The organism is Nannocystis pusilla (genome assembly GCF_020073745.1).
Classification (GTDB): Bacteria; Myxococcota_A; Polyangia; order Nannocystales; family Nannocystaceae; genus Nannocystis; species Nannocystis radixulma.
Genome location: NZ_JAIRAU010000031.1, coordinates 153,997 through 177,078 on the forward strand (window position 1 = coordinate 153,997; position 23,082 = coordinate 177,078).

The 23,082-nt window shown below is 71.7% G+C and carries 21 protein-coding genes; 10 read left to right on the top strand and 11 right to left on the bottom strand.

The genetic code is table 11. The features are described from left to right. Positions 1 to 23: 23 nt before the first annotated feature. Positions 24 to 740, bottom strand: coding sequence for a hypothetical protein (locus K7C98_RS24730; protein ID WP_224194219.1), 717 nt, complete (start codon positions 738 to 740; stop codon positions 24 to 26). 140 nt (positions 741 to 880) lie between these two features. On the opposite strand from K7C98_RS24730, the gene K7C98_RS24735 reads away from it, so the two are divergent. Then, on the top strand, positions 881 to 3,832 hold the full coding sequence (locus K7C98_RS24735; protein ID WP_224194220.1) for a protein kinase domain-containing protein: 2,952 nt from the start codon (positions 881 to 883) through the stop codon (positions 3,830 to 3,832). A gap of 309 nt (positions 3,833 to 4,141) precedes the next feature. Continuing rightward, the gene (locus K7C98_RS24740) at positions 4,142 to 5,866 is read left to right on the top strand and encodes a proprotein convertase P-domain-containing protein (protein WP_224194221.1); all 1,725 of its coding nucleotides are present in this window, start codon (positions 4,142 to 4,144) and stop codon (positions 5,864 to 5,866) included. 72 nt (positions 5,867 to 5,938) lie between these two features. On the opposite strand, the gene K7C98_RS24745 is transcribed toward K7C98_RS24740, so the two are convergent. From K7C98_RS24745 to K7C98_RS24755, 3 genes are all read right to left on the bottom strand, one after another. Continuing rightward, a complete protein-coding gene (locus tag K7C98_RS24745; RefSeq protein ID WP_224194222.1) occupies positions 5,939 to 7,489 on the bottom strand; it encodes a sporulation protein in 1,551 nt (516 codons plus the stop codon). Between the two features lie 331 nt (positions 7,490 to 7,820). After that, entirely contained in the window at positions 7,821 to 8,027 is a 207-nt protein-coding gene (locus tag K7C98_RS24750) for a hypothetical protein (RefSeq protein WP_224194223.1), read from the bottom strand. Positions 8,028 to 8,066: 39 nt separating this feature from the next. After that, positions 8,067 to 8,429, bottom strand: a complete 363-nt coding sequence (locus K7C98_RS24755; RefSeq protein WP_224194224.1) for a hypothetical protein — start codon at positions 8,427 to 8,429, stop codon at positions 8,067 to 8,069. 12 nt (positions 8,430 to 8,441) lie between these two features. On the opposite strand from K7C98_RS24755, the gene K7C98_RS24760 reads away from it, so the two are divergent. Continuing rightward, positions 8,442 to 9,110, top strand: a complete 669-nt coding sequence (locus tag K7C98_RS24760; RefSeq protein WP_224194225.1) for a hypothetical protein — start codon at positions 8,442 to 8,444, stop codon at positions 9,108 to 9,110. A 43-nt stretch (positions 9,111 to 9,153) separates the two neighbouring features. Here K7C98_RS24760 and K7C98_RS44990 read toward each other — a convergent pair whose 3' ends face one another. Then, positions 9,154 to 9,606, bottom strand: a complete 453-nt coding sequence (locus tag K7C98_RS44990; RefSeq protein WP_346660297.1) for a PxKF domain-containing protein — start codon at positions 9,604 to 9,606, stop codon at positions 9,154 to 9,156. On the opposite strand from K7C98_RS44990, the gene K7C98_RS24770 reads away from it, so the two are divergent. Both K7C98_RS24770 and K7C98_RS24775 read left to right on the top strand, forming a co-directional pair. Further along, on the top strand, positions 9,574 to 10,920 hold the full coding sequence (locus tag K7C98_RS24770; RefSeq protein ID WP_224194227.1) for a YncE family protein: 1,347 nt from the start codon (positions 9,574 to 9,576) through the stop codon (positions 10,918 to 10,920). The genes K7C98_RS44990 and K7C98_RS24770 overlap by 33 nt on opposite strands. Positions 10,921 to 11,219: 299 nt before the next feature. Next, positions 11,220 to 12,323 carry an ADYC domain-containing protein gene (locus K7C98_RS24775; protein ID WP_224194228.1) on the top strand — a complete coding sequence of 368 codons (1,104 nt, stop codon included), beginning with the start codon at positions 11,220 to 11,222 and terminating at the stop codon, positions 12,321 to 12,323. A gap of 248 nt (positions 12,324 to 12,571) precedes the next feature. On the opposite strand, the gene K7C98_RS24780 is transcribed toward K7C98_RS24775, so the two are convergent. The 3 genes from K7C98_RS24780 to K7C98_RS24790 are packed head-to-tail and all read right to left on the bottom strand — an operon-like array spanning position 12,572 to position 15,652. Beyond that, positions 12,572 to 13,675: an aromatic ring-hydroxylating oxygenase subunit alpha gene (locus tag K7C98_RS24780; RefSeq protein ID WP_224194229.1), complete on the bottom strand. Its 1,104-nt coding sequence runs from the start codon at positions 13,673 to 13,675 to the stop codon at positions 12,572 to 12,574. 11 nt (positions 13,676 to 13,686) lie between these two features. Next, positions 13,687 to 14,178, bottom strand: a complete 492-nt coding sequence (locus tag K7C98_RS24785) for an EXPERA domain-containing protein (protein ID WP_224194230.1) — start codon at positions 14,176 to 14,178, stop codon at positions 13,687 to 13,689. A 46-nt stretch (positions 14,179 to 14,224) separates the two neighbouring features. Then, on the bottom strand, positions 14,225 to 15,652 hold the full coding sequence (locus tag K7C98_RS24790; protein ID WP_224194231.1) for a cytochrome P450: 1,428 nt from the start codon (positions 15,650 to 15,652) through the stop codon (positions 14,225 to 14,227). On the opposite strand from K7C98_RS24790, the gene K7C98_RS24795 reads away from it, so the two are divergent. From K7C98_RS24795 to K7C98_RS24815, 4 genes are all read left to right on the top strand, one after another. Further along, on the top strand, positions 15,645 to 16,040 hold the full coding sequence (locus K7C98_RS24795) for a hypothetical protein (protein ID WP_224194232.1): 396 nt from the start codon (positions 15,645 to 15,647) through the stop codon (positions 16,038 to 16,040). The genes K7C98_RS24790 and K7C98_RS24795 overlap by 8 nt on opposite strands. 513 nt (positions 16,041 to 16,553) lie before the next feature. Then, a complete protein-coding gene (locus tag K7C98_RS24805) occupies positions 16,554 to 17,651 on the top strand; it encodes an AAA family ATPase (protein ID WP_224194234.1) in 1,098 nt (365 codons plus the stop codon). A 1-nt stretch (position 17,652) separates the two neighbouring features. Beyond that, on the top strand, positions 17,653 to 18,360 hold the full coding sequence (locus K7C98_RS24810) for a DUF4276 family protein (RefSeq protein WP_224194235.1): 708 nt from the start codon (positions 17,653 to 17,655) through the stop codon (positions 18,358 to 18,360). Positions 18,361 to 18,602: 242 nt separating this feature from the next. Beyond that, positions 18,603 to 19,403 (top strand): enoyl-CoA hydratase-related protein, encoded by an 801-nt coding sequence (locus K7C98_RS24815; RefSeq protein ID WP_224194236.1) that lies wholly within the window; start codon positions 18,603 to 18,605, stop codon positions 19,401 to 19,403. Between the two features lie 21 nt (positions 19,404 to 19,424). Here the strand turns inward: K7C98_RS24815 and K7C98_RS24820 are convergent, their stop codons facing one another. Both K7C98_RS24820 and K7C98_RS24825 read right to left on the bottom strand, forming a co-directional pair. Next, complete coding sequence (locus K7C98_RS24820; protein ID WP_224194237.1) at positions 19,425 to 19,949, bottom strand: hypothetical protein; 525 nt, start codon at positions 19,947 to 19,949, stop codon at positions 19,425 to 19,427. 104 nt (positions 19,950 to 20,053) lie between these two features. Then, positions 20,054 to 20,359, bottom strand: coding sequence for a S24/S26 family peptidase (locus K7C98_RS24825; protein ID WP_224194238.1), 306 nt, complete (start codon positions 20,357 to 20,359; stop codon positions 20,054 to 20,056). Positions 20,360 to 20,415: 56 nt separating this feature from the next. Here K7C98_RS24825 and K7C98_RS24830 point away from each other — a divergent pair, with 56 nt between their 5' ends. Next, positions 20,416 to 22,422: a hypothetical protein gene (locus tag K7C98_RS24830; protein WP_224194239.1), complete on the top strand. Its 2,007-nt coding sequence runs from the start codon at positions 20,416 to 20,418 to the stop codon at positions 22,420 to 22,422. A gap of 58 nt (positions 22,423 to 22,480) precedes the next feature. Here K7C98_RS24830 and K7C98_RS24835 read toward each other — a convergent pair whose 3' ends face one another. Continuing rightward, positions 22,481 to 23,014 carry a putative immunity protein gene (locus K7C98_RS24835; protein ID WP_224194240.1) on the bottom strand — a complete coding sequence of 178 codons (534 nt, stop codon included), beginning with the start codon at positions 23,012 to 23,014 and terminating at the stop codon, positions 22,481 to 22,483. Positions 23,015 to 23,082 lie beyond the last annotated feature (68 nt).

Consider the following 23,082-nt stretch of genomic DNA (forward strand, 5'->3'; position numbering starts at 1 on the left):
GGGCCCGGGATTGTCCCTGGCGCTCAGGCCGCCGCGTCGACGACGACGTGTCCGCGCAGGTACGCCACGTACACGATCACCGGCACGGTGTAGCGAAACGCCGGTCCGGCCCAGCCCCACAGGCGAATCGCGTTGTACACCGGCCCCGCCGCCCCGCGCAGCACCACCTTGAGGCCCGCGTGCAGGAGCCGCTTCTGCACCTGCTCCACCGCCGCGTCGCGCAGCTTGTCGGTCGCCACCTGCGCCGCGTGTCCGACGGGCAGCGCCCGCCGCTCGGGCCCCTTCGCGTGCGTGAGAAAGTCGTGGAGCACCCCGAGGTCGCGGACCCCCTCGGCGTACGTGTCGCCGGCGCGGAACTGGTCGAGCAGGACCTGCTGGGTCTCGACCGGCAGCGCCTCGAAGTTGGCGTCGAGCACGTAACGGACCACCCGCAGCTCGAGGCCCGCGAGCCCGTCCTCGGCTGGCTCTTCGGACAGCTGCAACTCCGCCAGCGCGTCGCACACGATCTGGAGGTACGCCTGCTTGCCCGGCCCCGTGCGCCCGAGGACGCTGTGCGAGCCGAGCCAGACGATGCGCTCGATCACCGCCGCGACCCGCTCGGCCCGCGTCGACCGGGGGTCGCGGAGGCGGCGGTCGAACCACAGCAGCCCCGACGGCGGACGTCCGAGGAACTCGATAAGCACGGCCAGCTCCGCTTCGCTGCAGGCCATCAGCACGGGCGTCAGGTGTTCGTCGACCATGGTCGGCCGCAGGGTACCTCTCGCGCGGCCCGCGGACCATCGCCCGCGAACCGTGACGTCCGCCGCCGGCGCGGCCGCCCGCCCCCGCGGGCGGCGAGGGGCGTTGAGCGGGCCGGCCCGGTGAGGCAAGATCCCGCGCGGTGGAGATCGATCGGACGCCGTCGCAGGACACCTCGGTGACCAGCGAGATCACCCGCGACGGCGAACTCGCGCGCGCCCCTCCGGCCGCGCACGACCTGTCCACAGGGACATGTGTCGGCCGCTACATGATCCTCGGCCGCCTCGGCTCCGGCGCCATGGGTGTCGTCTACGCCGCCTACGACCCCGAGCTCGATCGCAAGATCGCCCTCAAGCTGCTGCACGCGCGCGGCAACGCCAGCCTCGACGCCCGGGCCCGCCTGCTGCGCGAGGCCAAGTCGCTGGCCCGCCTGTCGCACCCCAACGTCGTCGGCGTCCACGACGTCGGCACCTACGGCGACCACATCTTCCTCGCCATGGAGTTCGTCGCCGGGCGCACCCTCACCGCCTGGCTCAAAGAACAGCCGCGCAATTGGCCCGACGTCCTCGAGGTCATGCGCCGCGCCGGCGAGGGCCTGGCCGCCGCCCACGCGGCCGGCCTGGTCCACCGCGACTTCAAGCCCGACAACGTCCTCATCGGCGACGACGGCCGCCCGCGCGTCCTCGACTTCGGCCTCGCGCGGGCCAACGGCGACGCCCCCGACAGCGTCACCGGCGACAGCGAGGCCCTCGCCGCCATCGCCTCCGCCTCGACCTCCGCCTCGCGCTCGCGCGACCACATCGCCGAGGCCGTGCTCGTCACCCGCACCGGCGCGCTGATCGGCACGCCCGCGTACATGTCGCCCGAGCAGCACCTCGGCCGCCCCGCCGACGCCCTCAGCGATCAGTTCTCGTTCTGCGTCGCCCTGTGGCAGGCGCTCTACGGCGTGCGCCCGTTCACCGCCACGCGCCTGTCGGCCCTCGCGTTCCAGATCATGAAGGGCAAGGTCGAGGCCCCGCCGGCCGGCGCCCAGGTGCCGAAGTGGCTGCGCAAGATCGTCGCCCGCGGCCTCGCCCTCGACCCCGAAGACCGCCACCCGTCGATGCGCGCCCTCCTGGACGCCCTCGCCCGCGAGCGCGGCCTCGGCCGCCGCGGCGCCTGGGCCCTCGCCGGCCTCGCCGGCCTCGGCCTCGGCCTCGGCCTGTGGCTCGTCCGCGGCCCCGTCGCCGAACCGCCGTGCCAGGGCGCCGCGCAGAAGCTCGCCGGGATCTGGGACGACGCCCGCGTCGCCGAGATCGAGCGCGCCTTCCTCGCCTCCGGAGCGCCCTACGCCCTCGACACCTGGCAGACCACGAAGACCGCGCTCTCGGCCTGGGCCGACCAGTGGCAGGCGGCCCACCACGACGCCTGCGCCGCCACCCACATCTTCGGCGAGCAGTCCGGGCGGATCCTCGACCTCCGCACCCGCTGTCTCAACCGCCACCTCGGCCGCTTCAAGGCCCTGAGCGACGGCCTCGCGCGCGCGGGTGCCGGTACGATCGAACATGCCCCCGAGGCCATCTCGTTGCTCGGCGACCTCGCCGGCTGCGCCGCCACCGACGCCCTCGACAGCGTCGTCCCCCCGCCCGACGACCCGGTCAAGGTCGCCGACGTCGAGGCCCGCCTGGCCGCCGCCGGCGCCCAGGAGCTCGCCGGCGACTACACCCAGGCCTTCGAGCTCGCCCTCGTCGCCGTCAACGAGGCCGTCGCCCTCGCCTACGCCCCGCTCGAGGCCGAGGCCCTGCGCGTGCGCGCGCGGATCCAGCGGCGCCTGGCCCGCTACGACGTCAGCGCCGAGTCGCTCGCCGCCGCGATCGCAGCCGCCGCGCGCGGCCACGACGACCGCGCCGCCGCCGGCGCCTGGACCGACCTCGTCTACCACGTCGGCACCCACGAGCCCGACGCCGTCCGCCTCGAGTCGCACCGCCTCGCCGCCGCGGCCGCGATCGTCCGCGCCGGCGACGACCCGGCCCTGCGCGCCCGCCTCGACCTCGGCGTCGCCAACGGCCTGCGCCTGCTCGGCCGCTACGAGGAGGCCCTCGCCCCCGCCCAGCGCGCGCTCGAGATCTACGAGCGCGACGTCGCCGGCGCCGCCACCGACCTCGCCGACGCCCTGCACAGCCTCGCCCTCACCCACCAGCGCCTCGAGGCCCTCGACGAGGCCCAGCGCGTGTTCGACCGCGCGATCGCGGCCTGCGAGCGCGCCTACGGCCGCTCCCACCCGGCCATCGCCTCCTTCCTCAACCACGCCGCCGTCCTCGCGCTCGAGCGCGACGACCTCGACCGCGCCGAGGCGCTCGCCCGCGAGGCCCACGACGTGCGCCAAAAGACATTGCCCAGAGGCAATCCCATGCTCGCCGAGTCGGCCCGCACCCTGGCCGAGATCGCCGAGCAGCGCGGCGACCTCGACGGCGCCCAGGCCCGCTACGACGAGGCCCTGGCGATCTTCCGCGACCAGCCCGACGTCGACCTCATGCACCGGGCGACCCTGCACAACGACCTCGCCATGCTCGCCGACAAGCGCGGCGAGCTGCCCCGCGCCCGCGAGCACTACCAGGAGGCGCTCGCGCTGTACCGCCAGCGCTTCGGCCCCGAGCACGTCTACGCGCGGATCGTCGAGCGCAACCTCGTCGAGGTCGCCCTGTGGACCGACGACCCGGGCGCCGCGCTGGCCCTGTCCGAGCGCCTGATCGCCAGCGCCCCGAGCGAGCCGCCGATCCAGCCGCCGCTGCCCTATCTCCACGCGCTGCGGGCCCAGGCCCTGCTCGCGCTCGGCCGCCAGGCCGACGCCCGCACCGCCGGCGAGCGCGCCGTCGCCGACCTCGACGCCCACGCCGGCGGCGCGCCCGACGCCGAGGAGTCCGCGATCATCCGCGCCACGCTCGCCCGCCTGCTCCCCGCCGGCGGCGCCGACGGCAAGCGCCGCCTCGCCTTGCTCCTGCTCGCCGAACCCGAGCTGCGGCGCGCCGCCGAGGCCGGGAAGACCGCCGCCGTGCGGGCCCTCGCCGCGATCGAGAAGATGTCCGCAAAGACAGGTGCGCGGCCGCGCCCCTGATCTCGCACGAACTCGCCTGCCGACATTCGCCGGCCACCTTCGATTGCGCGGAGGGGACCGGTTCGATCGATCGCGCGGACCTGTCGACTCGACAATTCCACATGGTCCGAGTTGCGCCCCCCTCGCGCCGCGCCGGGCGGTCGAATCGCGCCATCGATCGTTCCCCCGGGTCCGCGCCCACGCGCCCACGAACGTCGTTTTATAGCGAGCGTCGCGCCTCGCCACATTTGCGCGGGCGCCACTTCGAATCACAACTGATGGCTGGCGCCTCCTGAGTCTCCGGCCCGTCCGGGCCCGCGCGGTATTGCCATGCATTCACGACATCGTCGCTCCCTCGCGCTCCTCGGCGGCTTCGGCCTGCTCACCGCGTGCCCCACCGACACGGCCCCCGGCGGCCTCCTGACCGACGGCGCGGGCACGACGAGCACGAGCAGCGGCGGCGAGCCGCCGGTCCTCACCGGGACCACCACCGACGAGCCGACGACGTCCGCCAGCAGCGGCACCGCCACCGCGGCCCCGACCACCGACGCCTCGACCACCACCGACGCCGCCGACCCGTCGACGACCACCATCGCCGTCCCCACCACCACCGGCGACCCCACCGACCTGCTCTGTCGCGCCCTCGGCGGCCCGCCCGGCGTCGCCGACCTCGTCGCCGCCGCCGTCCAGCGCGTCCTCCTCGACGACAAGATCAACGCCTACTTCCTCAACAGCGACGTCGACACCGACAACCTGAGGACCTGCCTCGGCAAGCAGATCGGCGCGCTCGCCGGGTGCGACGGCGTCGTCTACGACTGCCTCGACATGAAGAGCGCCCACGCCGGCCTCGGCATCTCCGGCCACGACTTCGCCGACTTCGTCGCCGACTTCGCGCTCGCCCTCGACGCCCACCAGGACCTCCACCCCGAGCTCGACGACGCCTTCAAGGACCTCGTCCTGAGCCAGCTCGGCGCCTTCGAGGCCGGCGTCGTCGAGGACCCTGCGGGCAGCCAGACCATCTACCAGCGGGTCGGTCGCAAGCCGGCGATCCGCGCCATGATCGGCGTCTCCGGCGAGGCCGACACCTTCCTCGACAACGTCGCCCTCAACCCCGCGATCAACGTCTTCTTCGGCTTCGCCGACTACCCGCGCCTGCGCACCTGTCTCACGCGCCAGCTCGCCGCGATCGACGGCCCGAGCAAGTACGGCCTCGAGGTCAACGCCCCCGCCCCCGCCGATCCCGGCGTCGGCCTCGGCGACCCGTGTCGCTCGATGGCCGACGCCCACGCCGACCTGCTCGACGCCAACAACCTCGGCATCGACATCAACGACTTCGGCGACCTGCTCGGCGAGCTCGTCGACGCCATGGCCGCGCACGCCGTCGCCAAGGCCGACCAGGACGCGATCGTCGCCGTCCTCGCCGACTGGTGCGAGGACATCGTCGCCCTCGAGTGGAAGAACGCGTGCCCGGGCGCGCAGAAGCTCGAGGTCGTCGAGCACACCGGCCTCGCCGCCGCCATCCCCGACTCGATCTACGACGGCAGCCCGGCCAGCATGCTCTGCCGCGACCTCGTCGTCCCCGACGATCCGATCGCGTTCGTCGACGACGTCGAGGTCCGCGTCGGCATCGACCACGTCTGGGCCGGCGACCTCACGATCAAGCTCATCAGCCCCGAGGGCAAGACGCTCACCCTCCTCAGCCGTCCCGGCCTCGACGAGCAGGTCGACGACGGCACCGGCTGCTGCGGCGACAGCGCCGACCTGTCCAAGGCGTTCCCCCTGACCTTCCGCGACGGCGGCCTCGCCGAGGCCGAGCAGATCGGCGCGTCGCTCCCGAACCCGACCCAGGTCGTATGCAAGGACGACATGATGCCCGCGTGCGAGTGGGTCCCGAGCCCCGGCGCCGGCCCGGGCGGCGCCCTCGCCGACTTCCACGGCGACCTGGCCGCCGGCGCCTGGAAGCTGTGCGTCGGCGACTCCAACCTCAGCGACAAGGGCAGCCTCGACGCGGTCACCCTGACGATCGCCCGCGTCAAGTACGATCCGACGCCGTGAGGCCACCTGTCCCCGCGGACACGCGGGCCTGTCCCGCAGGACAGGCCGCGTCGATCTGCCCCGAAGGACAGCCTACTCGCCCGCCAGCACCTCGCGCGCGCGCTCGGCCGCCGACGAGAACGGCCCGCGAGCGATCTCCTGCAGCAGCGCCCTGGCCTCGCGCGCCGGCATGTGGCCCTCGACGGCGTTGAGGGCGGCCCAGAACGCCTTCTCGTTGCGCTCCTGGGCCAGGCGCTGGCGCAGGAACGCGACCGCGTCGGGCAGCGGCATGAACTTGTCGACCCCGCGCAGCGCGTCGGCGCGGACCTCGTCGTCCGGGTCGTTGGTGGCGGCGGCGAGGAACAGCTGGCCGAGCTCCTGGTGCTCCTCCATGTTGCAGCCCTGCCACGCCATCGAGCGGCGGACCTCCGCCGAGCGGTCGGACAGCAGCGTCGACACCAGCTGCGTCAGCCGCGGGTCGGTCGGCAACCAGTGCACGCGCTCCGTGATCTCCTTGCGCACGTCGGCGCTCGGGTTGCCCTGCGCGTGCTGCAGGTACGTGTCGAACACCAGGTCGGTGCCGCCGTAGTTGTGCGCCAGCGCGATCGCCGAGATGCACTGGGCCTGCACCTCCGGCGACGGGTCCTGCCCGGCGCAGGCGGCCACCCAGCGCATCAGCTCGAGGTCCTCGACCATGCTCGCGCACGCGCCGAACGCCGCCGCGCGCACCCCCACGTCGCCGTCCTGGCACAGCTGCACGATCAGGTCGCGCCGCCCCGGCAGGTCGGCGTCGGCGTCGAGGTACAGCGCCGTCGCCAGGCGCGTGCGGACCTCCGGCGCCGGGTGTCGCGCCAGCTGCTGCACCAGCGGCAGCGCCCCCTCCTCGGCGAACTTGGCCGCCACCGACACCACCTCTTCCATCAGGTAGCCCGGCAGGTCGCGGCTCGCCAGCGCCTCGAGCGCCCGGATGTGCTCCGGCTTCGCCCGGTCGTCGAGCACCGTCCCCCACGCCGCCAGCGCCGCCCGCCGCACGCCCTCCTCGGGGTGCTTCTCGACCAGCCGCAGCAGGAACCCGCCGATGCCCGTGAAGTTGTTGTCGCGGTCGTACGCCTCGCACTGCAGGTCGGACAGCGCCGACTCGAGCTCGTCGGTGTCACGCGACGTGAGCCCCGGGAACCGCTCCAGCACCGCGTTCTCGTTGTCGGCCATCCCGAGCAGCGACTTGACCGCCCCCAGCACCCCGCGACCGCCGCCCAGCACCGTCAGCGGCGCCTCGGCCGACGGGTCCTTCACCCCCGGGATGTCGGCCGCCGCCACGATCTTGTAGGTCGCCTCCGGCTTCACGTCCTCGGGCAGCTTGTAGCGGAACTCGAACTTGTTGAGGCTGCCCGGCGCCAGGTCGCGGTCCTGCGCGACGATGTTGCTCGACAGCACCTTGACGTCGATCGACGGCAGCGAGCTGCCCTCCTTCGACTGCACCAGCACCGACACGATGTCGACCTTGAGCGCCGTCAGCTTGAGCGGCTTCTTGCCGCCCGTCAGCGTCAGCGAGCCGGCCACGGTGCCACCGGGCGGGATCTTGTCGATGTCGAGCTTCAGCTCGAGCTGGGTTCCACCACCGAAGAGTTTGTTGAGCAGTCCCATGATGTCCTGGTTGGCCGGGATGCTACCACCGCCGCGCGCCCGCGAGCGTCCCGTGGCTGCACGCCGCGGTATCATCCTTCCCGACACCGCGGGCCGGCCTGGTGGATCCCGGCGCCCCCGATGCACCCCACAATCGCCGCAGTCCGTCGCCGCGAATGTGACATGAACGCCGCTCACGTGCGCGGGACGAGGCACGCCGCGTGGCCGAGGATCACGTCGCCCTCGCGGGTCGCCGTCGGCGTCGGCCGCCACCCGCGGCCACCCGCGCTGCCAGCAATTCATCGGCACTCGGCGCGTGGTCCCAGACGGCGACCGCCGTCACGCCGCCGAGTCACGTCGTGTCGTACACAAGGTGCAGCGCGCCCTCGCAGTGGACCACCACGTCGTGCGTGTACTCGTCCTGCGTGATCACCTCGGGCAGCGCTCCCCCACGGGCCCCGCACCAGCGAGCCACGGCAGCCAGCGTGCGCTGCGGACCGACGACCGCCGCGATCTCGGCGAGCTTCGCGGGATCGAGGCCGCCGCGATCGGTGAGCATCGCCTCAGCCTGATCCACCGCGCCGCGACCGGCCACCGCTCACGAGCGCTTGCCGAAGCAGAACCCGACCAGCGTCGCCAGCCCTTGCTCGAGCGCGAGCCGGCCGACGCCGACCGTGGACGGATCGGGCAGCGTCCCGAAGAACGCGTGGAGCGTCAGCGCGCCGACGGCCAGGAGGCAACAGCAGGCTCTCCAGCGCCTCCGGCGGCGGCCGATCGGGATTGTGAATACCGCTCGCGCTCGCCCCGCCTCACCCTCGCGCATCGCCCCGCGCGAGAGCCCGACCGTCGCACCGGCGGAGCGCCACCGCATCCGCAGATCCACGGCCTCGCCCGCCGGCTCGCGCTGCGCCCGCTCGCAACGTCCCGTCCGCCGCGTGCCCGTCGGGCGCAGGCCTCGCATGGTCTTTCAGTCATGTCTGCTCGTCCGGCCGCGCTCCTCCTGCTGTCTGCCGTGCTCATCGGCTGCGCCCACACCCTCGAGCCTGCGCCCGAGGCCCGGCGTGTCGCCGGCCTCGGCGACGCCGCAGTCGCCGAGAACCTCGGCGTCGAGATCATCGCCTCCGCCAACGCCTGGCGCGGCTTCCCGCCCGACCTCGAGGGCGGCATCACCCCGCTGCTCGTCACCATCACCAACAACAGCGCTCACGCCATCGAGCTGCGCTACGAGTACTTTGGCCTCGTCTCCCCTGGCGGCGTCCGCTACGCCGCCCTCCCGCCGTTTCAGATCCACGACATCGTCTACGCCCCCGTCGACAGGGTCTCGCCCCCGCTCCACTTCGGCGTCGCCCCGTACCTCTCCCCCTGGTACCCCGGCTGGTCGACCTGGAACGGCCCGTTCCCCTACCGCGCCCCCTATTACGACAGCTACTACACCGCCTTCGAGCGCGTCGCCCTGCCCACCGGCGACATGATCCAGAAGGCCCTCCCCGAGGGTGTCCTCGAGCCCCGGGGTCGGATCACCGGCTATCTCTACTTCGAGGGCGTCGAGGACACCTCTCGCGTCAATTTCGTCACCCACCTCGTCGACGCCCACACCGGCCAGGCCCTCGGCACCGTCGAGGTCCCCTTCACCGTCGACTGAAGACGAACGGCCCGTCGCCACCGGCCTCACCGCCGAGCCTCGCTCATTTCGTGAATTTGAAGTAGGCGAGGTGCTCGGTGCCGTCGTCCAGACTGAGGATGAGCACCCGGCAGGTGTTCTTCCACCGTTTTTGCGTCCTCCACACGTCGGGATAGGTGTCGGTGAGCGCGTCGTACTGGAGGCCCGCGCGCCTCGGCCGCCTGCTCCCCGGTGAGCAACGCGATCTGAGACTCGCCCGACCGACCCACCTCGAACGGCTCGATGCCGTGACCTGGAATGATGCGAGGAGCCTCGTGCATTGCTGCAGGTATTGCATTGGACATCGACTGCCACCATTGCCGGGCGCGCCCGCCGAGCAGAGGTTCAGAGACCACACATGAGGTCTCGTCCACGACGGAAAACTCGCCCCAGGTTTTCCACCAGGAAATGATCCGGAGCGGGGGTCGGGGACACATCCGAGGCGATGACGAGAGCCAAGGCGCTGTCCGCCCTTCATATCCTCCCGCTGGCCGCTGTCGCCGCCTGCGGCGACCCCCAGCTCCAATGCGGGCCCGGCACCCACGCCCAGGGCAGCTTTTGCCTGCCCGACGGCCCGGAACCGGGCAGCACGACGACGATCGAGGACACGACCTTCGATCCGACCGGCGGCGGCCCGGGCGGCTGGACCACCGCCGATCCCGACCCGACCACCGGCTCATCCGTCTCGGACGGCCCGACCACCAATAGCAGCGACAGCAGCGTGAGCACCACCGAGGGCGGCTGCGTCCCGCTCGAGTGCGGCGTCGACGTCGCGTGCGGCAGCGTCGGCGACGGCTGCGGCGGCCAGCTCGAGTGCGGCCCGTGCGAGGAGGGCACGATCGACGGCATCCGCCCGGTGCGGATGATCGCCGATCGCTCGCGCGGACGGCTCTACGTCACCGTGCGCAGCGACAGCCCGATGCACCCGAACGAGCTCGTCGTCATCGACCCGGCCACCGCGAGCATCGTCGATTCGGTGTTCGTCGGCTCCGACCCGTCGACCATGGCGCTGTCCGACGATCACACGACTTTGTGGATCAGCCTCGAGGGCAGCCTCCAGATCCGGCGCGTCGACCTCACCACCGCCAGCCCCACGCCTGGGGCCCAGCACGGCCTGCCGCCCGGCGACTTCGACCCCGCGGTCGCCGGGCCGATGGTCGTGCTGCCGGGGACCACCGACAGCGTCGCCGTGTCGCTGCACAACTACAACTACAGCCCCAGCTTCGAGGGCGTCGCCGTCCTCGACGACGGCGTGCCGCGGGCGACCAAGACCTCCGGTCACACCGGCGCCTCGCGCCTCACCGGCGGCCCGAGCGGCTGGTTGTTCGGCTACAACAACCTCCACACCGGCTTCGGCTTCTACGCCATCAAGGTCGAGGCCGGCGGTCCGACGCAGACCGAGCACGAAGGCCTCGTCAGCGGCTTTTACACCGACATCGTCTACGCCGATGGCCGCGTCTATGCCACCAGCGGCGACGTCGTCGACGTCTCGAACCCGGCCGCGCCCGCCAAGAGCGGCGTGTTCCCGTTCGCCGGCGCCGTCCTCCCGCGTCTCGATCAGGGCCGCGTCCTCATGCTCACCCCGCCCGACTTCGACAACAACGTCTCCGTCTTGCGTGACCTCGATCCCGTCACCTTCACGCAGAAGCAGGAGGTCCCGCTCGCGGCCCTCACCGCGGACTATATCGACGACTTCGTGGCCCCCGACGACGCGACCCTCGCCATCATCGCCGGCGAGGGCTTCGGCGAGCCCCCCGTCGTCCAGATCTTCGCCAACCCGTTCGCCGGCTGACGGACAACATCGTGCGACCGCGGGGCAGATTGCATGGACATGTCCGAAGAGTCAGACGCGACCCGCCGCAGCGCCGTCGTCGCCAAAACCACCTCGGCGCCGCGGCCTCGGCTCGATTCGCCAGCCTCGACGCAGCGGCCTCGTCGGCGGGTCGCCCGCGCCGCCGCGAGCGGCCGTCCCGCCTCTTTCGCCGCATCGGGCCCGTGACGCTGTCGGGGCGCCCCTGAAGCGTCCGGGGCTGCCCGACGCGGCGGTCTCGACGGCTCGTCCGGATCGACATCGCGTGACCCAAGTCGACGTTGCGCGACTCGACCACCGCGATCATGCAGCGGGGACAGGAGTCGACGATGATGTTGTCCCGCGCGATATCGGTGGTGGTGTGCCTCTGTGCTCTGGCCGCGTGCGACGGCGCCGTCGAAGCGGACGCGGCGGTCGACCTGCGCGACGGGGTCGACAACGGCATGGCGTTGAACTCCGCCGTGCTGAACGGCATGCGCGTGAACGGCATGCGCACCAACGGCACGACGCTGAACGGCGTGCGCATGAACGGCATGCGCTTGAACGGCTGGAACCTCAACGGGCTCAGCCTCAACGGCAGCAGCCTCACGGCCACCGCGGTCGTCAACGGCACCTCGCAGGTGTTCGGCGGAGCCCAGCTGATCGGCGCCGTGATCGACATCGACCTCGCCGGCGCGCCGTGGCAGCTCCGCTTCGACGACATCTACAAGGACCCCGCGAACCCGACCGGCGACGTGTGGTTCTACGAGATCTCGGCCCAGGCCCCCGGCGACACCGGCTGGGAGCCGCTCTGCTTCGATCATCTCGGTCAGCCGACCCAGGCCATCCCGCTCGCCAACTACTGGGACCTCGCCACCGGCGCGCGGATCGCCGACGCCGGCGTCGTCACCTTCGCCTGCCGCGACGCCGTGCTCGCCAAGTGCGTCGAGTGGGGTTACCGCCCGTGGGCCAAGGTGGGTTCGACCTCGCTCGCCGATCACCACCAGGCATGTACCCGGATGGCGCGCGCCGACTATTGCGGCGACGGCACCTCGCACACCTTCACCGGCACGCCCATCGACATCTCCGACAGGCTGGCCCCGCGGATCCAGACCGCGGTCACGATGAGTCGCCCGAACTGGGGCGCCGAGGCCGAGTGGGGCCCGGGCGGCGCAGTCTGCGTCGGCGACCAGATCCGCCTCAAGATGTACGACGACGCCGGCGTCCCCTACGCCTACCCGTCCTGCCTCGACGCGCTCGACGACGTCAGCTCGTGCGGCAGCCTCTCCCCCAGCCGCGGGGGTCTGCTGGCCAACCGCTTCTGCGACAAGTGGCAGGACCAGCCGCAGCAGTGTGACAGCCGCGACGCCGACGACGACGACGATGAGGACGACGAGGGCGATTGATCGCAGGTCGTTCCCCGCGGGCGCCCCTGGCGCTCGAAGGTCTCGGCGCCGGCTTCGCCCGCAACCTCGACCTTCACGATCCTCCACGCGATCGCGGGCGGCGTGATCTGGGATGCCTTCGTGCGACCCCTCGAGGAGCGACCGCCCCGCCCGCTTCGGCGAGCCCCACGCGACCGGGCCGCGCTGGTGGCCGCGGCTCCGCCCCTACGACGGCGCCGCGGGGCATCCCCGCCGGTGACCCGCCCGGCTCAGCGGGCCTCGGCCACGCGGCCGGAGCTCGACGCCAGGTACTCCTCCCACTTGCGGATCGTCAGCGCCTGGAACGCGTGCACCGCCGGGTTCAGCTCGGCGATGGGCGCCTGCCAGTGGCGGTTGTAGCCGTCCTGCTCGGCCTCGACGGCGACGCCGTCCTCCTCGAGCAGCGGCTTGAACACCACCTGCTTGGCGATCCCGAGCACCGGCTCCATCACCTGCCGGGGCATGCGCAGCGGCAGGCCGGGGATCTTGAACCCGTCGAAGTAGAACAGGAAGAACGCGCGGGTGGTCTGCTCGTCGATCGGCAGGCAGAAGCACCAGTCCTTGATCTTCCCGTCGGTGTCCGACCACTGGTACGGGTATTGATAACACAACGTCATCGCATTGACGTTGGTGCGCTTGCGGTCGACGAAGATCTTCATCAGCGGCCCGTCGGCCACCTTCGTATCGTACGACACGTACACGCGGTCGCCCTCGACGCGCAGGTCGGTCAGCGTCGAGTCGGTGAACGGGCGGTACTTGCGGTGCAGGTACGCGTGGGTGAAGTCGCTGACGTTGTCGATGATCATCGAGTGGTGGGCCTTCCACGTGAAGTCCACCAGCAGCTTGGCCCACGGCTTCGGCCCGTCGAGCTCGGGGATCTCCGGCATCGGCGTCGCGTCGGCGCGCGCCGGGTCGCCGAAGAACACCCACACCAGCCCGTAGCGCTCGCGCACCGGGTAGTGGCGCAGCTCGATCTTCGGCAGCGGCTTGCCGAACAGCTCGTGCGGCACCTTGCACAGCTTGCCGTCGCCGCCGTACTCCCAGCCGTGGTACGGGCACACCACGTTGCAGCCGTGCACCCGCCCGCCCGACAGCTTGAGCTGGCGGTGGGCGCAGCGGTTGTCGACCGCGCGCAGGGCCCCGTCGTCGCCGCGGAACACCGCGACCGAGCGGCGCCAGAACGTCACCTCGACCACCTTGCCCGGCGGCACCGCGCGCGCGTACTCGACCGCGTACCAGTGGTTGGGGTCGAGCCCGGCGGCGCGCACCTTCTGCCGCTTGTTGCGCGCCTCCTCGAAGTTCGGCGGCGGCGCGCGACCGATCGTGTGCAGCATGTCCGTCATCGTCATCCTCGTCCTGTCTCGAACAGCGGGCGGACCGCGCCCGCGGGCCCGCGCCGCGGCAGCATGCGCCACAGCAGCGCCAGCGGAAAGAGCACGTACGGCGCGTAGAGCAGCGCCACCAACCACAGCACCGGCGGCCGCGGCTCGCCGAAGGTGTGCACCCCGAGGAAGATCACCATCGAGTACAGCATCACCGCCGAATAGACGATCGCCGGCCAGCGGATCCACTCGCGCCGGCGCACCAGCGCGACCGCCAGCACCGCGTAGAACGGCCCGAACACGAAGGCCGACACCCCCGACGCGATCCGCAGCCACAGCGGGTTCAGCACGATCAGCGGGTCGTAGGTGCTGCCCCACCAGTAGAAGAAGCCCGCCAGCCCGCTCGTGGCCGGCGCCATCGGCCCCGGCTCGAGCGCCGCCATGCGGTCGAACAGCACCGACGTGCTGCAGAAGCTCAGCGCGAACACCAGCAGGACCTGGTCAGCCCTGCGCATCGGGACATGTCCCTCGTAACCTGTCACAGCCGCCATGTCCTCCGGGTCATGCCCCCGCGGACGGCTTGGCGACCCGGCGGTAGCGGATCCGGCACGGCGGGCGCGGGCCCGCGATCAGGTTGGTGTAGTCGACCGGGTAGCTCGGGTCGAGCATGTCGAGCTCGAAGTTGCGCAGGAGGTGGCTCCACAGCGCGCGCAGCTGCAGCTGGGCGAACACGATGCCCATGCAGCGGTGGCGCCCGGCCCCGAACGCGATGTGTCCGTAGGGCCAGCGCTTGTCCTCCTCGCGCCCCGGCAGGTAGCGGTCGGGGTCGAAGCGGTGCGGCTCGGGGAACACGTCGGGCACGCGGTGGCCGACCGCCGGCGAGGCGATGATCATCGCGCCCTCGGGCACGTGCTTGCCCTGGAACTCGAACGCCTTGAGCACGCGGCGCATCACCAGGATGATCGGCGGGTACAGCCGCAGCGCCTCCTTGATGGTGCCCTCGAGCAGCTTCATCTTCTGCAGGTCGTCGTAGGTGATGCGCTCGCGGTCGCCGAGGATCTCGCGCTGCTCCGCGACCAGGCGGCGGAAGATGTGCGGGTGCTGGGCCAGCAGCACCGCGATCCACGAGAACGTCACGCCGCTGGTGTGGTGGCCGGCGAACATGATCGTCAGGATGAGCCCCGTGATCTCGTCGACCGTCAGCTTGCGGCCGTCGGCGTAGCTCGACTCGACCAGCGTCTGCAGGATGTCCTCGTGCGCCTCCGGGTCCTCGCGCCGCTCGGCGACGATCTTCTCGATCATCTCGACCATCTTGACCCGCGCCCTGTCGCGCCGGCGCATCGCCGGCAGCGGCAGGTACGGCGCGAAGAACGAGATCACGTTGATCCCGCCCTCGAGGTCGGCGTACAGCTCGGAGAACTCCTTGCTGAGCTTGAAGCGCATCTTGTCGCCCAGCAGGCAGCGCGTCGAGGTGTAGAGCGTCACCTCGTTGCCCACCTCGAGCATGTTGACCTCGCCGGTGTCGCCCCACTGGCCGAAGAAGTGCTCCGACTCGGCGATGAACCCGTCGGTGTACGTCCGCAGCCGGGACTCGCGCAGCGCCCCGTGGAAGAAGCCCAGCTGCTCCTTCATGATCTGCGGCTCGGCGTCGTAGGCGATGCCCTTGCCGAACACCGGCGTCATCAGCTGGTACGCCTCGCGCTGGCTGACCTCGTCGTCGCGGAAGCGGAAGTACTTCTCCTGCGCCGCGTGCCCCGTCATCACCACCCCGAGCGTGCCCGGCAGGCGCACGCTGAAGATGTCGCCGAACATGTCGCGCCCGCGCTGGACCATCGCCACGGGGTTCGAGCGCAGCTCGCCGGCGTGGCCGACGAACGGCAGCCCGCCCGGCAACATCGGCGGCAGGTTGGGGAGGTCGAGCGGGAGCGGACGCAGCGTCGAGAGCAGCGTCGTCGCGGTCTGACGCACGTGTTCGGGGACCGTGAACATCGAGGGGCAAGCTACCGCATGCGCCCGGACCGGCGCCCGCGCGCGTGCTGTGAGAGAAATCCTCGCTGCTCACCCGTGGTCACCCTCGGTCCGCGGATACGGATCGCCCGCGCTCTCGCCTGCGATCGACGCCGCACTCGCGCAGCTCGGCGACCTCCTGTTCACGCGCGCCGCCGCGGCCACGGCCGCCTGCGTCGCGTTCTTCTCCGCCTCGCCGAGGACCGCGCGCGTGCTCTCCGGCGCGCTCGTTCAGGGCTTTCCCCAGCCCGACGGCCCCCGCGAGCACGGCGTCTTCAACGGCCTGGGTCTGTTCGTCCTCACGCACATGATCGTGATCGGGGCCACACTGCTGACCGACGTGTCGATCGCGCCGATCGTCACCGCGTAGTTCCGGCCGCTGCGCGTCGTCGCCTCGTCCTCGACCTCGACGACCCGCGCCGCCGCGCGCTGCACGGCCCGTGGCGGGCATCGACCTCGACCCGACCCGACCCGGCGTCGACCTCAAGACCTTCGCTCATCAACCGTCGCCGATCGACCTCCTCGTCGCCGCCGTCGCGCAGGTCGAGCTCCACGGCCGGCATCCTGGGACATCATCGCGGAGAAGTTCGGCTCTCGGGCGAGCGCCCGCGCCTCATCGGCGATCGCCTGCTCGTGTCCGGCTGGTACCGCCGGCTCCGCCAGTCGTCCCCTTCCTCGTCCCGCTCTGGCTGCTGCGCTCCCTCGTCCACCGCGCATGGCGCGACGAGCAGCGCTGCGCCGCCGATTGCGGCCCTGTCTGGGACGAGTACCGCCGCGTCGCCCGCCTCCGCATGTTCCCCGGGGTGGATTGACCGCCCGCGCACGACGGCTCCGAGGCTTGCGCGCCTGTCAGACCTGCGGAACACTCCCAGGCGGCAACCTCATGCCCCCATTCGCTCTCAAGAGCCTCAGCATCGCCGGATTTCGCTCGTTCCGCGAGCTGCAGGCGTTCCCGCTCAGGAATTTGAACGTGCTCGTCGGTGCCAACGGCGCGGGCAAGAGCAACTTCGTCGAGTTCTTCCGCATGTTGCGGGCGATGTTCCAGGAGAATCTCCAAGGCTTCGTCAATCAAGCCGGCGGCGCCAACGGCCTGTTCTTCGAGGGTCCGCAGTACACTCGAGAGATCGGCGCCACGCTCCAATTCGCTGCGAACCACGTTCGCTTCCGACTCGAACCCATCCCTGGAGACGAACTGGTCGTGAAGGAGCTCGAAGCTTCCTATGCGGGACATCGCAAGGTCTTCCGCCGCGATAGTCGAGAGGCGCGGGTCGAGGCCTGGAAAAACGACGCGTCGAGCCAGGGTGACTGGCCGTCGAACCTCGCCTTCATCTACGCCGCGGTGTCGAGCTGGGTCGTCTATCACTTCCACGACACGAGCTCACTGGCCCCCATGCGGCGCGACGGAGCCATCGAGGACCACCAGGAGCTGCGCCCCAACGCCGACAACCTGGCCGCGTTCCTCCGACACCTGCGCGAGTCTGATCCCAGGCGCTACCAGCGGATCCGCGAGACGATCCAGATCATCGCTCCGTTCTTCGACGACTTCCTGCTCGAGCCGCGCAAAAAGGGAGACGCAGAGCACGTGCGCCTGGACTGGCGCCAGCGCGGCAGCACGTTCCCCTATCAGCCGTGGCAGCTGTCGGACGGTACGATCCGGTTCATCGCCCTCGTCACCGCGCTCCTCCAGCCCACACCACCTGCGACCCTGGTGGTGGATGAGCCGGAGCTCGGCCTTCATCCCGCCGCGCTGCACGTGCTCGCGGCGCTGATGCACGAGTCCTCGCAGCAGACCCAGCTCGTGATATCGACCCAGTCGCCGCTCTTGGTCGACAATTTCGAGCCGGAGGACATCATCGTCGTACGTCGGCGAGGCGCCGAGTCGGTGCTCGAGCGCCTCGATCCTGCGGAGCTCGAGCGCTGGCTCGACGAGTTCAGCCTCGGCGACCTCATCCGCAAGAACATCGTCGAGACCGGGCCCTGAGATGCAACGCCTCACGCTGATCGTGGTCGTCGAAGGGCAGTCCGAGAACGGCTTCTTCAAGAGGCTGCTGGGGGAACACCTCGGCCTGCTCGACATCGATCTTCACATCCCCATCATCGGCACGGGCAAGGGCAAAGGCGAGCTCAAGTTCCGCTCGTTCGCGCAGGTCTGCGAGGAGCTCCACGACTTCCTCGCAGATCGCCGTCGACCCTACGTCACGACGTTCTTCGACTACTACGGCCTCCCCACCGGCAGCCGGCTCGGGTGGGACTTCGTCCCGCCGGCGAAATCCCGCGGTGGGGTCGATGCGATCGAGGCCGCGCTCCACAAGGGTGTTCGCAACGTAGCTGGAGCGCTCGGCGATCGATTCATCCCGTACGTCCAACTCCACGAACTCGAGGCACTCTACTTCGCTGAACCCTCTGCCCTGGCAGAGGTACTTGAAAGTCCTGCTTTGGCCAGCCGCTTCGCCGAGATAGTGGAGGCCGCTGGTGGCTGTGAGCAGATCAACGACTCACCGGCCACCGCGCCGTCCAAACGGATCCAGGCCATGTGCCCGACTTACGTCAAGGGCCGCAGCTCAGCGGCGCACGCTCCTCGCCTGGGTGCACGGTTGTCGGTCGACAGGTTGAGACAGGCATGCCCCCGTTTCGGCGCCTGGCTCGCTGGCATCGAAGCACTCGCGTTATCAACCTCCCAGTCGCCGTAGAGTCTCGATCACCCGACACTCTCTCGATCATCCTTGGACATGACGGCATGGCCACGCTCCTCGTCAGCGCCGCGTGCAGTGCGGCGATTGCTGGGGTGCGAAGCCAACGCCGACGGCTGGTCCGAGCTCACGGGCGCCCTCGGCTGCCAGCAGCGTCGCCGCGTCCGCGCTCGAATTCCCGGGAGCGACCGCGATCGAGCTCATGTTCCCCTGAGGCGCCGCGCTCGGCTACCCTCGCGCGCATGGAGCTCACCGACGTCCGCTACGAACTCGAGGGTGCCATCGCCCTCGTCACCCTCGACCGCCCGGCCGCGCGCAACGCCTACAGCGAGGCCATGGTCGAGGGCCTCGTGCACGCGATCGACCTCGCCGAGCGCGACGACGCCGTCCGCTGCGTGATCCTCACCGGCGCCGGCCCGGCCTTCTCCGCCGGCGGCGACCTCAAGCGTATGCTGGGCAAGGAAGGCATGTTCGCCGGCGGGGCGGCCGAGCTGCGCCGCCGCTACATCGACGGCATTCAGCGGATCTCGCGGCGCCTCGCGCTCGCCGACAAGCCGATCGTGGCCGCCCTCAACGGCCCGGCGATCGGCGCCGGCCTCGACCTCGCGTGCATGTGCGACCTGCGAATCGCCGCGCGCGGGGCCCAGTTCGGCTCGACCTTCGTCAAGGTCGGCCTCGTCCCCGGCGACGGCGGCGCCTACTTCCTCGCCCGCGCGATCGGCTTCTCGCGCGCGCTCGAGCTCATGCTCACCGCCCGCGTCATCGACTGCGACGAGGCCCTGCGGATCGGCCTCGTCCACCGCGTCGTCGAGCCCGACGAGCTGCTCCCCGCCGCCCGCGCCCTCGCCTCCGAGCTCGCCGCCCTGCCCCCCGTCGCCCTCCGCCTGACCAAGCGCGCCGCCTACCGCAGCCACGACGTCGGCCTCGACGCCGCCCTCGAGCTCGCCGCCACCTATCAAGGCGTCGCCCAGACCACCGCCGACCACCGCGAGGCCGTCGCCGCCATGCTCGAGCGCCGCCCCCCGCGCTTCACCGGCGAGTGAGCATTCACCGGCCCCGGCGTATCACGGCGGCACGTGGACCACGACCGGCTCCGTGGCGGCAGCGCAGTACAATTCGCACTCGACGCCGTTCGGCCAGTCACCGACGTACTCGGGCCGATGCTTCGCCGTCGCGACGGCCTCGCCGTCGCGGCTCACCGTGATCGTGAACTCGTCCGGTCCCGCCCAGGTCGCGCCTCCGTCGCGGAGCTCCACCATCCCGACGTGGAGACCGTCGCGCCCATGGCTGGCTTCGACGACCCACCGCACAGGCTCCCCGTCGAGCTCGCCCATCGCCTCGAGGCGCGATCGATCGCACGCCGGATCTGGCACGTCCCCGCTCGCCACCGCACACGACCACTCGACCGCCGCGTACGGCGAATCGATCCGGAACACGTAGTCGCCCGCTCGCAGCCGGCCGTCCGTCGTGTCGTCGTCGACGACGCGGATCCACGGCTCGCGGGCGCACCCGCTCTGCGTGCACACCTCGGGCTCCCGGCACGCGCCGATCGACACCGAGGCCACGGCCGCCCCGACCCGCAGTCGCACGCGTGCATGATGCCACGCTCGCCCTTCCGCCCGCAATCTCCCCTTCGACCATGTCCTCAAGGACGGATCCATGACACGAGCTCACGACCGGCCGCCGCGGGAGGTCACGGATCGACGCGAACCAGCCGGCCGAAGATCGCGTGCCCGCCGATCCACCCGTTGATCTTCCCGTGGTTGTTTCCGATCTGATAGCGCCCGTCGTCCGCGATCGCCTTGACGATGTGCAGATAATCGGCGCCGCGGATCGTGCACAGCACCACGTCGCCGACCTCGAGCTTGTCCGGCTCGACCGGCTCGACCGTGCACAGCTGCCCCGACTTGATCCGCGGCGTCATCGAGTTGCCGTGCGGGCGAAACTTGACCGTCGTGCCGGCGCGGAGCTTCTCGATGTGATAGCGGGCCCAACCCATTTCCGGCCGAGGATGCCCGCTTTCGCGGCCGCGCGCACCTGCGTATCCTGCCGCCGATGCCGGCTCCCCCCGATCTGCGCGCCCTGCTCGACGCCTTTTTCCGACCAGGCCCGGAGACCCTCCCCGTCCAGCTGCTGCGCGCCGCCGCCGAGCTGCGCGCGCGCTCGAGCGGCGCCCTCACGGACGCGGCGATGCTCGACTTCGGGCGCCCGGTCGACGGCGGCGCCTGGTGTCCGCGGCTGTTCGGCCCGACAGAGCCGCTGCGCTGCCGCTGCGGCCGGCTCGTCGGCCCTGAGCGCCGCGGCCAGACCTGCGAGCGCTGCCACGTGCTGTGCACCGACGAGCCGCTGCGTGAACAGCGGGTCGCCCACATCGAGGCCCCGTTCGGCCTCGTCCACCCCGTGCTCGCGGCGCGGATCGGCGCCCTGCTCGGCCTCTCGCGCTCGCAGGTGCTCGCCGTCGCCGACGGCGAGACCGTCATCCTCCCTGACGGTCGGCTCGTCCTCACCCAGGACGTCGACCTCGACGACGAGCAGGTGTCCTTCGAGACAGGTCCGAGGGCGCTGCGCCGGCGCCTCGCCGACCTCGTCGACCCCGAGCTGACGGCCGCCGGTCTGTCCGCCGAGGCCCTCGTGCTCACCAGCGTGCCCGTGCCGCCGCCGGGCGACCGTCCGCTTCACCATGAGGCGTGGCCCGACGAGGATCGATGGTTCCGCGCCTTGTGGTCGCAGCGGGTCGGGAGCGACAATCGTGCCCTTCAGGGGCTCGTCGCCCGGGCGCTGCGCGCCGTCCGGATGCTCGAGCTCGACGCCCCGGAGCTCCTCCTCGACCGCGACTGCATCGCCGCGCAGCGGGCCTTCGAGGCCGCGCTCGACCTGCTCGCGCGCCCTGCCGACGCCCCCGAACGCGCCCCCGGCCCCCTCGACGGCTGGCTCCCCGCCCCGCTGCACGGCGACGACGAGGACCACGTCCCCGGCACGCCCTACCCCTTCCGCCTCGCCGGCGCCCCCGCCGTCAGCGACGCCTACGAGCGCGACATCTACCACCGCGCCCCGCTCCGTCCGGACGTCCCGCGCGCCTGCGTCCTGGCCGAGGGCGACCGCGCCCTCGTCCAGCTCGGCTACGCCATGCTCCTCGTCCACTGGCCCACAGGACATGTCCTTAAGAACATACCCGCGACCGAGGCGCGCCTGCTCGGGGCCGCCGGCGCCTGGGCCCTGTTCGGCGACAAGTTCGGGCGCCAGCTCGACCTCGCCGACCCGACCGTCCTGCGCGGCCTGTACGCCCTCGACCTGAACTCCGGGACATGGCTCGAAGGACCTTACCCCGAGGACCTGCCGGCGATCTTCGTCGAGAAGGACCAGCCCGAGGACGCCTGGCTGACCGACTGGCGCGGCCAGCGGGGGGCGACCGGCGCCGAGGACGGCTCGGGCGACCGCGCCGACGAGTGGGCGCGCAGCCCCGACCACCGCTACATCTGGATGTCCTCGGCCCCGGACGACGGCGCCGTCCTCGACACCGAGCGCGGCGTCGCCGTCCTCATGATCAGCCACATGTGCGAGCGGGCCGGCGCCGACGTGCCGACCCTCGCGCTGACCGGCCCCGATCCGGACGAGGACGCCGAGATCGACGACCAGGTCGGCCGCGCCGTCGCCATCGCCCGCGCGGGCGGCGAGTGGCGGATCTTGCTCCCCGGCGGCCAGCTGCGCCGTGACGGCCGGGTCGTGCTCCGCTTCACCGAGGCCGCGATCGAGTGCGCCGCCTTCGACCCCGGCGGAGAGCGCCTGCTGCTGGTCAACCGCGACGCCCTGCACGTCGTCGACGTCGCCGGCCACCAGCTCCTGGCCCGGCTCGACCTGCGCCCGCTCGCGCCCGCGCTGGCCCTCCCCGAGGTCCTCCCGCCCGAGCTCGCCGACCTCGTCCTCGCCCGCTGGGGCACCCTCGCCGCCGCCCTCGCCCAGCCCGACGAGGCCCTGCTCGACCTCGGCCTCGACGCCGAGCAGCTCGCCGCCCTCCGCGCCGAGCGACCGCCCGCGCTTCCGGACATGCTCTCGGAGACATGACCTTTCGGGCATTCTCCTTCGGGCATGCCCCAAAAATCAGGCGAGGTGCCGCTCGGCCTCAGGCGCGGAGAGCCGCGTCGAGGCGGCGGATGAACTCGCCCACGCGCCCGCCTCCGGCCGGTGCGGCGGGCAGCCGGCCGAGCACCGCGGTGACCGCGGCCGGTGCGTGTCGGCGCGCCCACTCGAGGGTCTCCGCAGCGACGGACGGATCCTCTCCGGCTGCCAGCTCCTCGGCTCGTGCGGCGTGCGCCGCCGCGCCGAGGATGTGCTTCACCTGATGCGCGCTCGCCAGGGGATGGAGGTACGCCGCGCCGGCCGCGTGGCTCGCCGCTCGTGCCGCCTCGACCGCGGCGGGTGAAGCGGCCTCGCGCGCCGCCTTGAACGCCGCAAACCCGCACTGCCGCAGCGCCCCCGTGCGCCGGCCGCCCCCGGCGAACGCGTATGCCGCCTCGACGGCGTCGCGCGGGCGCGTGTCGGCGGGGACGCTCTGTTCGAAGATCGGCAGCACCCTGCGCGCACAATCAGCCGCGTAGCCCGCGATCTCCCGCAGTTCGTGCTCGCTCAGCGCGATCGTGTCCGGCTCCCTCGGCACGGCGCGAGCTTGCCACACGCCACGCACATGGGACAGCGGGGCTCGTCGGACGTCTCGAGCTCGGCGCT

What these genes read in the sequence shown, in the direction of transcription:
- K7C98_RS24790 (WP_224194231.1), bottom strand. Translation starts at nt 15,652, where the DNA reads ATGTTCACGGTCCCCGAACACGTGCGTCAGACCGCGACGACGCTGCTC.
- K7C98_RS24780 (WP_224194229.1), bottom strand. Translation starts at nt 13,675, where the DNA reads ATGCTGCACACGATCGGTCGCGCGCCGCCGCCGAACTTCGAGGAGGCG.
- K7C98_RS24805 (WP_224194234.1), top strand. Translation starts at nt 16,554, where the DNA reads ATGCCCCCATTCGCTCTCAAGAGCCTCAGCATCGCCGGATTTCGCTCG.
- K7C98_RS24815 (WP_224194236.1), top strand. Translation starts at nt 18,603, where the DNA reads ATGGAGCTCACCGACGTCCGCTACGAACTCGAGGGTGCCATCGCCCTC.
- K7C98_RS24825 (WP_224194238.1), bottom strand. Translation starts at nt 20,359, where the DNA reads ATGGGTTGGGCCCGCTATCACATCGAGAAGCTCCGCGCCGGCACGACG.
- K7C98_RS24760 (WP_224194225.1), top strand. Translation starts at nt 8,442, where the DNA reads ATGTCTGCTCGTCCGGCCGCGCTCCTCCTGCTGTCTGCCGTGCTCATC.
- K7C98_RS44990 (WP_346660297.1), bottom strand. Translation starts at nt 9,606, where the DNA reads ATGAAGGGCGGACAGCGCCTTGGCTCTCGTCATCGCCTCGGATGTGTC.
- K7C98_RS24810 (WP_224194235.1), top strand. Translation starts at nt 17,653, where the DNA reads ATGCAACGCCTCACGCTGATCGTGGTCGTCGAAGGGCAGTCCGAGAAC.
- K7C98_RS24730 (WP_224194219.1), bottom strand. Translation starts at nt 740, where the DNA reads ATGGTCGACGAACACCTGACGCCCGTGCTGATGGCCTGCAGCGAAGCG.
- K7C98_RS24740 (WP_224194221.1), top strand. Translation starts at nt 4,142, where the DNA reads ATGCATTCACGACATCGTCGCTCCCTCGCGCTCCTCGGCGGCTTCGGC.
- K7C98_RS24830 (WP_224194239.1), top strand. Translation starts at nt 20,416, where the DNA reads ATGCCGGCTCCCCCCGATCTGCGCGCCCTGCTCGACGCCTTTTTCCGA.
- K7C98_RS24750 (WP_224194223.1), bottom strand. Translation starts at nt 8,027, where the DNA reads ATGCTCACCGATCGCGGCGGCCTCGATCCCGCGAAGCTCGCCGAGATC.
- K7C98_RS24755 (WP_224194224.1), bottom strand. Translation starts at nt 8,429, where the DNA reads ATGCGAGGCCTGCGCCCGACGGGCACGCGGCGGACGGGACGTTGCGAG.
- K7C98_RS24770 (WP_224194227.1), top strand. Translation starts at nt 9,574, where the DNA reads ATGACGAGAGCCAAGGCGCTGTCCGCCCTTCATATCCTCCCGCTGGCC.
- K7C98_RS24745 (WP_224194222.1), bottom strand. Translation starts at nt 7,489, where the DNA reads ATGGGACTGCTCAACAAACTCTTCGGTGGTGGAACCCAGCTCGAGCTG.
- K7C98_RS24785 (WP_224194230.1), bottom strand. Translation starts at nt 14,178, where the DNA reads ATGCGCAGGGCTGACCAGGTCCTGCTGGTGTTCGCGCTGAGCTTCTGC.